The 12,340-nt window shown below is 37.3% G+C and carries 8 protein-coding genes; 7 read left to right on the top strand and 1 reads right to left on the bottom strand.

All coding sequences use genetic code 11. The features are described from left to right. Nucleotides 1-914 precede the first annotated feature (914 nt). Entirely contained in the window at nt 915-3,518 is a 2,604-nt protein-coding gene (locus P6940_RS07200) for a hypothetical protein (RefSeq protein WP_277293629.1), read from the top strand. Between the two features lie 252 nt (nt 3,519-3,770). Here the strand turns inward: P6940_RS07200 and P6940_RS07195 are convergent, their stop codons facing one another. Next, on the bottom strand, nt 3,771-4,640 hold the full coding sequence (locus tag P6940_RS07195; protein ID WP_277293628.1) for a LysR family transcriptional regulator: 870 nt from the start codon (nt 4,638-4,640) through the stop codon (nt 3,771-3,773). Nucleotides 4,641-4,981: 341 nt separating this feature from the next. Here P6940_RS07195 and P6940_RS07190 point away from each other — a divergent pair, with 341 nt between their 5' ends. The 6 genes from P6940_RS07190 (at nt 4,982) to P6940_RS07165 (ending at nt 12,095) form a co-directional block, all read left to right on the top strand. Further along, nucleotides 4,982-6,148 (top strand): M20 family metallopeptidase, encoded by a 1,167-nt coding sequence (locus tag P6940_RS07190; RefSeq protein WP_277293627.1) that lies wholly within the window; start codon nt 4,982-4,984, stop codon nt 6,146-6,148. A 16-nt stretch (nt 6,149-6,164) separates the two neighbouring features. Next, on the top strand, nt 6,165-7,535 hold the full coding sequence (dcuC, locus tag P6940_RS07185; RefSeq protein ID WP_277293626.1) for a C4-dicarboxylate transporter DcuC: 1,371 nt from the start codon (nt 6,165-6,167) through the stop codon (nt 7,533-7,535). A gap of 639 nt (nt 7,536-8,174) precedes the next feature. Beyond that, the gene (locus P6940_RS07180; RefSeq protein WP_277293625.1) at nt 8,175-9,416 is read left to right on the top strand and encodes a serine dehydratase subunit alpha family protein; all 1,242 of its coding nucleotides are present in this window, start codon (nt 8,175-8,177) and stop codon (nt 9,414-9,416) included. A 64-nt stretch (nt 9,417-9,480) separates the two neighbouring features. Next, nucleotides 9,481-9,978, top strand: coding sequence for a MogA/MoaB family molybdenum cofactor biosynthesis protein (locus P6940_RS07175; protein ID WP_277287655.1), 498 nt, complete (start codon nt 9,481-9,483; stop codon nt 9,976-9,978). Nucleotides 9,979-10,477: 499 nt separating this feature from the next. After that, the gene (locus tag P6940_RS07170; RefSeq protein ID WP_028257829.1) at nt 10,478-11,107 is read left to right on the top strand and encodes a DUF47 domain-containing protein; all 630 of its coding nucleotides are present in this window, start codon (nt 10,478-10,480) and stop codon (nt 11,105-11,107) included. Further along, nucleotides 11,100-12,095 (top strand): inorganic phosphate transporter, encoded by a 996-nt coding sequence (locus tag P6940_RS07165; protein ID WP_277293624.1) that lies wholly within the window; start codon nt 11,100-11,102, stop codon nt 12,093-12,095. Before P6940_RS07170 ends, P6940_RS07165 begins: the two co-directional genes overlap by 8 nt. Nucleotides 12,096-12,340 lie beyond the last annotated feature (245 nt).

Genomic DNA, 12,340 nt, shown 5'->3' with positions numbered 1-12,340 from the left:
CGCCGAAAGTACTTGGCTGGCGACGGCCTGGGAGGATAGGAAGTTGCTGATTAAGGATAAGCACTTACCATTTGGTAAGTGCTTTTTATTGTACGCCGAATAGGCATGATTACCCCTCCAGTTAAACTGGGAGTTATAGGACAAAACGTGTTGTTTTAAATACCGATGGAGCTAGGTATTTCCTAGCTCCATCGGCATTTTATCTTTTCTAGTGAACTTTAAGCAGAATAGACCAATAAAAAGTTTTTAATATCGTTAGTGAATATAGCCTTGTAAGAGTATACCCGTTACTACGTAGCATGTGGGCGTATAATGGATAAATACCACGAGTCAGAATAAGTATGCTTTGTATGGAATAGGTATAAGATGTAAAGTTGTGACTTATTACTATACAGAGTATTCGATGCATAGAAACAGTTAAAAATAAGAGGTGTAGTATATTGTTATCCTATTTTCTAAAAAGGGATGATAAGAAGTTGTATGTCAATCGAAGTTTGATTTCTATTATAGGCATAAAAACGTTGCTATGATCTAACGTATTGTGATGTATGTATAAAGTAGATACTAAATAGATTAACAAGGGGATGATAAGAGATTTCGTTTTACTATCCATAGACCGAGATTAGAAAATTAAATTTCCATTCAAAATATATATGATAATTTATCGAAAATATCTATATTAGCCATAAATATTATTAATATGAAAAATTTTCAGTTTTAAACGTATACTAGTTGTTAAAAATTCTTTAATTCTTTATGTTTTTCTAAATTAGTATTATATTGATAGAGAAAATATGATAATACTTTTTCATTTGTTGAAAGATTGAAAATATCATAAAGTATAGTATGAAGATTATAATCTATTAAACACATGTGGGATATCTTTTTATTATAGTAACAACCAAGGGGGAATTATGAATTCAAAAAAAATAAAGTTATCCATGGCTATATGTTTAAGTCTAAGTACCTTAACATTCATGCCGCACACTGTTTTGGCGGAGCAAACAACAACGGAGTTTAGTAAAACTGATACTATGGATGGGAAAGCTATGCCATTTAGTCCATTAAAAAAAGCTGGTGTTTTGGATAATACTAGCAGAACATATACGTTTACTAAAGATAGTACCTTTAATAAAAAGTTTAAAGGTATAGACTCTAAGGAAGCTAATGTTACCATCCATGCACCTGGCGTTGAGCTAACGTTTGATAAAGTGAATAACAATATGCCTATTCGCGCCATTAAAGGGTCTGAAACTACTATGGGTTGGCGTGAATGGAAAGCCGATAAGACAGAGACCCCTATAGGGAATATCGATATTACTGCTAAAAAAGTAACTGTTACGGTAGATGAAACAAGTAAACCTAGGGATACCTTTGCCTTAGCTATTTCTTCACATCGTAAGGATAATACACCAGCTAAAGTGAATATTAAAGGTGATGTAGATTTTAATGTAACGAATGGGTATTGGAAAGAACCAGATAAAAAAGCAAGTGAAACGGTAACAGGTGGTATTGGGGCGGTCAACGCTGGTGAAGTAACAATTGACGGCAATGCTAAGATTCATTTGGCAATCCCTAATCAAGGCGTGCGAGGTACCTACTATTTTGTGGGCCATTACTTTGTCAATGGTATCTATGCAGGGTTAAATTATGTGAGAGAAAATAAAGGACCTACAGTACATATTACTGGCGATGTAGATATCGATGGAGATGGCACAGGTATACAGGCTAATTCTCGCTCCGCCATTACGATTGATGGCGGTGGTCGTATTGCGACAAAGGGTACTATGGATTTCGAACATTATGCGATTGTCTCTGAAGAGTCAACGGTTAGCATGAACTCCAAGCTAGATGACACAGGAAATCTCATAGGTTCGAATGGGCATAAGGTAGAAATATTAGGTAATGTGGGCATGTTCAATCGTGAACCAGTGAACGGTGCCGATAATGATACGCTCACCTATGGCAATACACCTACCAATGTTAATCTATCTCTTTCTACACCAGACTCGTTACTAAAAGGCCGTGTCATTAATCATTATGCAGAAATCGAACGAACACATCCAGCTGCGGACAAAGCAAAGATTCGAAAAGCTACGGGGATGAATTTTATTTTAGAAAATAAAGCTACCTGGAATAATATTAATTATGGCAGACCGTTTAAAGGGTTTCAGGGCGTAGGTGATTTTACTGGCTCAAAGATAAAAAATTTAATCGGTGGTGCGACAGCTGATACAGCAGGTACTATTTTACAAAATGATCCACATCCGATTCTAGTGGATTCTTTATCTGGTGCGATGAAGGTTATGTATGCACATAGAAATCAAGGCACATCAGATGATGATTACACAGGTGGCGCTTTCATTGTAAAAGAAGCAAAAGAAAATTCTCAGGTTACATTATTGACGGATAGCACTGATGTGAATATGAAGGACCGCACTTCTGTTGAAAAGGTATTAACTGCACTGAGTAAAAAATTGAAATATGAAGATGCGACTAAGCATCCGCAACAGTTAGCAGGAAAAGTAGGTATTGCGGAAGGCCTTACATCATCTTCTGCTACCTTGGTAGAAGGCACACTTACCTATACAGATGATAAGGTGGGATCCTATGTACAGGGGTCTTTGGAAAAACCTGTTACAATGGGGACCTATGAAACAAAGGTTATGAAAGATGAACGGTTAGCTAGAACTGCCATTAATAGAATTTGGGTCAACAATTTCAAAAACTTCCATGCACCAATACGGGATAAGGAATTTGATGTTCGTATGACTCATGGCGAACTTTCAGTGCAAGACGATGTATCAACAAAATACAATGAAGTGGAAATAGCATATGGAAACCGTATACAGCCACGTCTTGATTTGGTAACATCCATTAGCTATCTTAATGGATCGGGTAAGACTGTTAACAAAGATACAATCTATACGGGTAAAGTAGAAGGTACGTATCATTTAAATGATCGTAACTCAATTGCCCTTGCTATGGGACTTGGTCATATGCAACATGGATTTACATCGGTGAATGATTTTGGCGTGTCTACTAGGGGACGTTATACAACAACTGCATTAGGTACGGCTATTAAATACGCCCATAACACTGTGTATGGTGGATGGCATATTAATAGTTCTGTTCTTATGAGTATAGCTAACATACCGGGAAGAACCTATAAAGCGTTAAAAAATGATCAACCAGTCACTGTTACACAGAAGGATTTCACTAGTTGTATACTAGGGGGCATGCTAAGTGCTTCAAAAGAGTTTAATCGCGTGAATGTATATGGATCGATTGGTGTATTCCGTGAATATAATGGTACAGTAGGCACATCGTATATGGCAAACGATGGAGGTCAGAAGACGACACATCATCGGGGTACATATAATTGGGGCCATGTTGATCTTGGATTAGCATATCAGGTATCAAATGCAGCTACCATGTATATTGACTATGGTCAGTCATTTGGACATAGTAACCATGCATCCTGGAATATTAATTCAGGCATTAAGTTTATGATATAGTTAGATTTATATTTATAAGATAATTATTTACTACACAACCTACACAACATCTACTAAAAAAGAGATATCCTAATGGGATATCTCTTTTTGTTAGTAAAAATCTTATTGTTATATACACGATGGACAGCCTATAAAAAGCGATAGATACGTTGAATCGTTGTGACGCTGCTAAGCGCATTGTGATATAAGTACAGTGAGTATATTGCTAGTAGTAAGCGTAATGAACAGGCGCTGGAGAATTGGATAGGCTTCTCATTTGTAATACTTTTTTATGTAATGGATGAACATTTGTGCTTCTTTATGGGTTTCTATGTAAGGTTGATAGGCGAGAATCGTTTTACGAGTAATCGGTTGTTCATTGCGGATTGCAATCGGCGTAGCATGTAGAGTGCTACAGTGAGTTAAGTAGATTTCAGGAATAATCGTCCATCCTAAATTGTGTTTCACCATCTCAATGGCTGCTTCGATAGAGTTTAGTAACATTGTTTTCGGTGTATGGTGTGTAAAATAACCATTCCACCATTGACGAAGTTGTAAATCCGTTTTCGTAATATAGGATGATTGATAGCAAATCCAAGTACTTTTTAGTAAATTTTCTAATTGAATTGGTGAATTGGAAATTAAATAGTACGGTTCTTCCTTTAACAGAATTTGAGGGCCTTCCCAAGTTAGATTGCCTCGGACAATGGCTATATCAATTTCTTTTGTATACAGCAATTTAGGTAGTTCTAGTGTACTAGAACCTGTATATAAGAGTGGTTTAAATTCTTTGTGCATGTGGGTGTACTGTTGAAATAGGCGCGGGAATTTTAGTTTTGATATAACCGTTGATAGACCTATTTTTAACGGTGTTGATGAAGAGGTGCTAGTCAGTACAAATTCTTTTTTTAGGTGCATCCAATCTTGTAATGTTTTTTGCGCAAAGTGGGCTAGTAAGAGCCCATTTTCAGAAAACACAACACCTTTAGGCTGTCGCGTCATAATTGAAATACCTAAGTCTTTTTCTAATTTTTGAAGGTGATAGGTTAAGGTAGGCTGAGAAATAAATAAGTTGTTAGCCGCTTTGGTAATATTTTTTGTTTCATAGATTTCTTTAATAATTGTTAAATCTTTAAAATCCATACTAACTCCTACGTTACAGTATCTAAAAAGACAAAATACTACATACTCTTGAGACAATTGTGTTACTACATATATACTCTGTGTACTAATGAGGAGAATTAGCATTGGTGCGAGAGATTACTCAGGATAGAATGTAGTTTTTATTATTATAATCGATAAATCCTTCTAACTCTAGCTTTATTTTTTTAAAATTTTTCATGGTTATATTACTATTGGACATAGAAAAAATAAATAGTATCGCATTAAGTATTTCTATTTTATTTTATCTAGTTAGAGCATTAATATGATAAGTAATAGGAATAGTTAGAGAGTAGTAATATAGGAGACTAGGGAGGAATATCATGGATAATGACAAGCTATTAAATGAAATTGAAAGTCTTCGGGGTGAAATGAAAGCATTCGCTGATTACTTGTTTGATCATCCAGAACTAGGCAATGAGGAGTTTGAGGCACATAAACGAATTACAGCACGGTTAGAGAAAGAAGGATTTTCGGTAGAACGAGAAGTTAGTGGATTGAAAACCGCATTTAAAGCGGTAGCACATATTCAAGGTGGTGGACCTAAGATAGGTCTTTTGTGTGAATATGATGCATTGGAAGGATTAGGACATGCATGTGGTCATCATATGCAGTCACCATCTATTATGGCTACGGCGATTGCACTAAAACGAATATTAGATGTACCAGCTACGTTGATTGTATTAGGTACACCTGCAGAAGAAACGGCAAGTGGCAAATTAGTCATGGCGAAAGATGGTGTATTTGATGATTTAGATGTGGCGTTTATGATGCATGGCAGTGATTCTACCACGGTTGATGGTAAGTCACTGGCACTGAATTTAATTAATTTTAAATTTCACGGCAAAGCATCACATGCGGCGATTGCTCCAGAAAAAGGTATTAGCGCCTTAGATGCGGTATTGTTATTCTTTAATGGTATGGAATATTTACGAGAACATGTGCCAACAGATGTAAGAATGCATGGCATTATTACAGATGGCGGTAAGGCGGCTAATATTGTACCAGATTATGCCTGTACGCAATGGTATATTCGCTCCTCCAGTCGTATTCGACTCAATGAAGTACTAGAAAAAGTGTATAAAGTTGCAGAAGGGGCAGCGTTACAAGTGGGGGCCACCTTAACGATTGATGAGGTAAAAGCCTATGATAACAAAGTGAATGTGCAGCGCCTCAATGATATATTGTTAAAGCATGCAGCAGAAATCGGTATTCCTGATATTTCTGAGCCACGTAAAGTCACAGGATCTACTGACTTTTCGAGCGTTACATTCCGTGTGCCAGGTGCGTGTTTACGGGTAAAATATGTTAATCGTGGAGTAAGTAGTCACTCTAAAGAGTGGTTGGATAAGGGAAAAACACAATTTGCAGAAGATGTAATTATGAATGGCGCCAAGGGGATTGCATTAACTGTAGTGGAACTGTTAGAACATCCAGACGTATTAGAACAAATTAAAGTTGATTTTAAAGAAAGTAAAGAAAACTTTTAATAGGGGGTCCTAAATAATGAATATATTGATAGCACTTATTGTTATTATAATTGTAGGTTATTTGGTGATTAAAAAATTTAAACCGCAATCGGTATTATTAGCAGGTGGGCTTATTATGATGCTAATTTCCTTTTGCTTGGGGTATACGACACAATTTGTAGATGCAAAACAACAAACAGGCAATATTATATTTGACGCTTTTCAATACATCGTCGTATTAGCAGGTAAAGATGTGGCAGGACTTGGCCTTATGATTATGACCTGTACGGGCTTTGCAAAATATATGGATCATATCGGTGCCAGTGCTCGTTTGGTTACGGTGGCGGTAAAACCGTTGAAAAAAATGAAAGCACCCTATTTAGTGTTGGCGATTACGTTCGTTATCAATATGTTCATGTCCTTGGTCATTCCTAGTGCCTCTGGATTGGCGATGCTAATGATGGTAACGATTTTCCCCATTTTAGTTCGTTTAGGCGTGAGTCCTGTAGGTGCTGCAGCAGCTGTTGCCACTGGTCATTTACTTGATATTGGACCTGCTTCAGCAACTACCTTGCTAGTGGCTAAAACGGCAAATATTCCAGTACATGCATATTTTGTTGATTATCAGTTGAAAGTGTATGTTATTTGTGGACTTATGGCTGCGATTAGTCATTATTTTTGGCAACAATATTGTGATAAGCGCTCAGGTCATGTAGTGACTACAGAGGTAGAGCAAGAAGAAAATGTGGAACATACAGAATTAGTTGTAGGACCTATGATCTATATGTTTTTACCATTATTGCCACTAATTTTTATTTTAGGATTTAGTCCATATGCCATAGGCAGTATTAAAATGAATGTTAACTTAGCCATGTTTTTAAGTTTATTTATTGCCATGACATGTGAGCTAATTCGGTTAGGCAGTTTGCGAAAAGTAGCAGATAGTATTACCGTATTTTTTAAAGGCATGGGCAACCAATTATCGAATACAGTAACTTTGATCGTTGCAGGGGAAACATTTGCCTTTGGCTTAACATCCTTAGGCGTCGTTAATTCTTTTGTAGAAGGCATTAAAGGGATGGCGTTGCCTTTCGACTGTATTCTCGTGGGCATTGCAGGATTGATTGTCGTATTGAGCGTTGTTATGGGATCTGGTGTTGCTTCTATGTTTGCCTTTTCACCATTAGTGCCGGGCTTTGCCAAAGAATTAGGGGCGGAAGCGACTCCTATGTTACTGGCTATGCAAAATTCAGCGAGTGTAGGTCGTTTGTTATCCCCGATTAGTGCAGTTATTATTGCCGTATCAGGCATGGCGAATATTTCTAGTGTAGACTTAGTGAAACGGGCTTCTGTGCCAGCTATTATCACATTTATTACGTCTGTTATCTGTATTATCCTATTCTATTAATCGAGTAAATGATAATGGATATGGTGAAACTAAGTAGCCTACTATGGGCAGTATCGTTTCTATACAACGCCTAGCAGTGAGTCATCGATCTATTGTGGTAGTGTGCCTATGACGATCATGTGGTGTAGGCATATTTCCTTTCTCCTATGTAGGCCATGGAAAATCATAAAGACCTTATTATATGAGTGGGAATATACATGGTATGGAACATGTATCTACCTATACGCACGTTGGCTTTAGCTAGTGTATCCTATACACAAGAATTTGAGGGAAACAGGAAAAGGTTCTTATGGAATCATTTTGAAAGTAGTATATAGTGTTACATCTTGGAGATAGCACTTAGTCGTACAGATGATGTTGACTAAGTGCTATTATTACATCTGGTATCTATGTGAAGATGATTCGCATGGATTCTTAGATTGGTAGGTTTCTAGTGGCTACATATATCAATTATCCACTAGAACCTAGAGCGTTGCTATAGAAAATGTATCTACTCCTATAGGATATCCTATTAAAAATGTATATTATACTCAAAAGAATGGTATTTATTAATGCAATATAGTAGATAATGATATATACTATACATAGTTATAATTTGATAAATCAGTATGTATTGAGAAAGATAAAATGAGGGATACTATGAAAGAATTTATTACATTATTACAACATGAAATTGTGCCAGCTTTTGGCTGTACAGAGCCGATTGCCTTAGCCTTTGCGGCGGCAAAATCCGTAGAAGTATTAGGTGCATTCCCAGATAGAATCCATGCTTTGTGCAGTGGCAATATCATCAAGAATGCTAAGAGTGTTACCATACCTAATGCAGAAGGCAGACGAGGTATTTACTATAGCTTAGTGTTAGGCGCGATTGTGGGTAATGCAGACCGTAAACTAGAAGTACTGGAATCATTATCGCCAAGTGATTTAGTGAAAGCAGATCAACTAGTGGACTCTGAATTTTGTACCGTTGAATTAGCAGAAAATGTAGAAAATTTATATATCGAAGTGTTTGCGTATCATGGCGATGATGTGGTGCGAGTGATTGTAGAACACGCCCACACAAATCTTGTACGGATTGAAAAAAATGGCACCGTACTATTAGATAACCCTGTAGTTGATACAGCCACCGTACCAGTAGAACTAGATTTTAATAAGTGCTATGATTTTGCCGATCATGGAGATATTTCCGAAATTTATGATGTAATTAAGCAACAATTAGACTATAACATGGCGATTGCCGAAGAAGGATTAGCCAATGACTATGGGGCGAATATCGGAAAATTGATTATCCATGAAAGTGATTCCATAGAGGAACGGGCACGTGCCTATGCGGCAGCAGGGTCGGATGCGCGTATGAGTGGATGTAGTTTGCCAGTTATGATTAATTGTGGTAGTGGAAATCAAGGCATTACATTATCAGTGCCGATTCTAATATATGCGAAGGCCTACCATATTTCAGAAGAACGAACCGTACGTGCCCTCGTATTGGCCAATATGTTAGCATTATATATTAAATCTGGCATAGGCCGTTTGAGTGCCTATTGTGGCGTGGTTAGTTCTTCCTCCGCTACGGTGGCGGCCATTGCCTTTTTGTTAGGTGAAAGTCGAGAAGTAGTAGCACAAACTTTGTCGAATGCATTAGCAGGCACATCGGGTGTAATTTGTGATGGGGCAAAAGCCTCCTGTGCTATGAAAATCGCACTGGCTTTGAATAATGCATTTTTAGGGCATCGACAAGCTAAGACGGGCAATAGCTTTCATACAGGGGATGGCATTGTAAAAGACGACATTGATACGACGGTAGATACGATTGCCAAAATCGCTCGTGAAGGAATGCGTAGTACGGATGTGGTCATTTTAGAATCTATGTTAGAAAAATAGACATACCATCTTGCTTTACGTAAACGAAGATTTGTAGTATAGAGAAAGGGATAGGACCATTATTATGTCACACATGGAAATGGATAGAAGACCATTAGAGGTTGCCATATTAACAGTCTCTGATACACGGACTTGGGAAACTGATACAGGGGGACAAACAGTGGCTCAGTTTGTGAAAGAGGCACATCATCATGTGGCAGCACAGGCGATTGTGCCGGACGACTATGACCAAATTCAGTCGCAAATTCGTGCATGGTTAAGAGAGATACAACCGGATTGTATCATTACGACTGGTGGAACAGGCATTGCCAAGCGGGATGTAACAATTGAAGCGGTTACCGATTTGTTAGATAAGGAAATTCCTGGATTTGGTGAAATTTTTAGATATATAAGTTATGTAGATGATATTGGTACACGAGCTATGGCATCAAGAGCTGTAGCAGGTGTCAGTGAGAAAACGGTCATTTTTTCACTTCCTGGTTCTGTGGGAGCCGTTTTACTAGGTATGGAGCGGCTTATTATTCCTGAAATGGCGCATGCCGTGTATGAAGTTAATAAATAGTATGACAAAGCTGATATCGTATACAATAGTAGAAAACGATAGAGATATGATGTGAGCAGGCGCCAATTGGCACTATATTGTAAAATTTTATAGACCACTTATACCTACATGAGGAGCATAGCTTTGTAAGCTATGCTCCTCATGCTAGTTGTTATAGGTATGACTGTGGTCATCAATAGGATGTATTACATATAGGTGTACGTTAGTGCATATATATTGTGTAATGTAACAGGAGTTGTAACATGTAGTATCTATGACTCATGGTCATAACCTAGTAAAGGATGATAAAAAAAGTATCAGCACACCACCGTATAGATATGTATTATTCAGTAATGATTAGTCATGATAAAATTGCATAGTGAAAATTAATAATATCTATTACTCTCATGATTACATTTTATAAAAACATAGGATGTAGAGAATTATTATATGGTATAATTTAGGTGTACTAGGGTATACTTTTATATGCTAGATGCGTATATTTTTCACAGGAGGATCTATGGCTTTTAAACTAAAAGGAAAAGAGGAAAAGTTTTTTAGCATTTTAAACGAGCATGCTGAATTATGTCATGAAGCATCCTTATTGATGGTAAAAGCATTGAAAGGAGAAATATCGAAAGAAACTGCATTAGGTGATATTGATCGAAAAGAGAAAGAAGCTGATGAGTTAGTTAATGAAACGGTAGAGCGGTTACGTAAAACATTTATTACTCCTATGGATCGTGAAGATATTCAAGAATTGATTGATGAACTAGATACAACTATTGATAGCATTAAAGACATTATGGATAAAATGTGTATGTATCAGGCGGGTGATCCGGTAGAAGGATCTATTCGATTAGCAGAAATTGCAGCGAAATGCATGAAACATATTACAAAATCTATTTCTTATATGGGGAGTTTAAAGAAAAACTATATTAAAGTAGAAGGTCGCGCATTAGAAGTATTACGATTAGAATCGGAAGCAGATGATGTATATCATGAAGCGATGGCCAAATTATTTACAGAATGTAAGGATCCTATTGAAATTATTAAGTGGAAGGAAATTCTTAACTCCATGGAAGACACTATTGATGGATGCGAGCGTTTGGTAGGAACATTCCGCCGGGTAGTATTGAAATATGCTTGATCACTATTTAATATGGCTCGTAGTACTGTTGGCAGTCGGATTTGACTATATTAATGGATTCCATGATACGGCTAATGCTATTGCCACATCCGTATCAACAAGGGCTATATCCCCTAGAAATGCTATTATTATGGCAGCTTGTTTAAACTTTATTGGTGCATTAGTTAGTACGGGCGTTGCTAAGACTATTGGTGGCAATTTAGTATTATCGCCAGATTTAATTAATAGTGGTGTGATTGCGGCTGCTTTATTTGGCGCTATCGTATGGAATTTATTAACGTGGTGGATTGGTATTCCTAGTTCGTCTTCCCATGCATTAATTGGTGGTGTTATCGGTGCTGTTGGTGTATCCGTAGGCTTTGATGCATTAAATGTGGAAGGGATTGGCAAAATATTTATATCCCTGATTGCATCTCCTATAGTAGCTATGATTGGTGGCTATATTATTATGCACATCTTGGCGGCTATATTTGGCAGATTTTCTCCCATTCTTTTAAATGATGGGTTTAAACGTATGCAATTAGTATCGGCTGCGTTAATGGCATTTTCCCATGGATCAAATGATGCTCAAAAGGCGATGGGGATTATTACATTAACTTTGGTGAGCGGAGGCTATATTGATACACTGGATGTGCCTGTTTGGGTTAAACTTATGTGTGCCACAGCAATGGCACTAGGAACAGCAGCAGGTGGTTGGAAAATTATTTCTACGATGGGTACAAAAATATTTAAATTGGAAACGATTAATGGTTTCGCTGCGGATTTAAATTCTGCATTAACTATTTTTACGGCTACATTTTTACACTTGCCTGTTAGTACTACTCATGTGGTAAGCGGTTCCATTATGGGCGTTGGCTCAGCTAAACGCGTAAAAGCGGTTAACTGGGGTGTTGCACGCTCGATGGTAATGGCGTGGTTCGTGACCATTCCTTTGAGTGCGCTCGTATCAGCCATTGTATATGGAGTGGTTTCTTTTGTCTTAGGATAATACAATTATATAGAGTGTTATATAGTATGCTGGAGGACTAGAATGATAGTTTGTCTCCAGCATTTTTGTATATACGTAGGGGATAGTCTTGCCCTATGTGGTATGGTAATGGATAGCATTATAACGCATTATCATAGACCTATAGGTCTATAGAAATAATACGTATATATGACTATATTTCATATCTGATGTAGGGGGAAGACTATAAAAAAAGCTTGAAAAAATAATCAATATATAATACACTC

The sequence above is a fragment of the Veillonella montpellierensis genome (assembly GCF_947090115.1).
GTDB classification, from domain to species: domain Bacteria; phylum Bacillota; class Negativicutes; order Veillonellales; family Veillonellaceae; genus Veillonella; species Veillonella montpellierensis.
The sequence above is the reverse complement of the archived record's forward strand: the minus strand, read 5'-3'. Positions and strand labels throughout refer to the sequence as shown.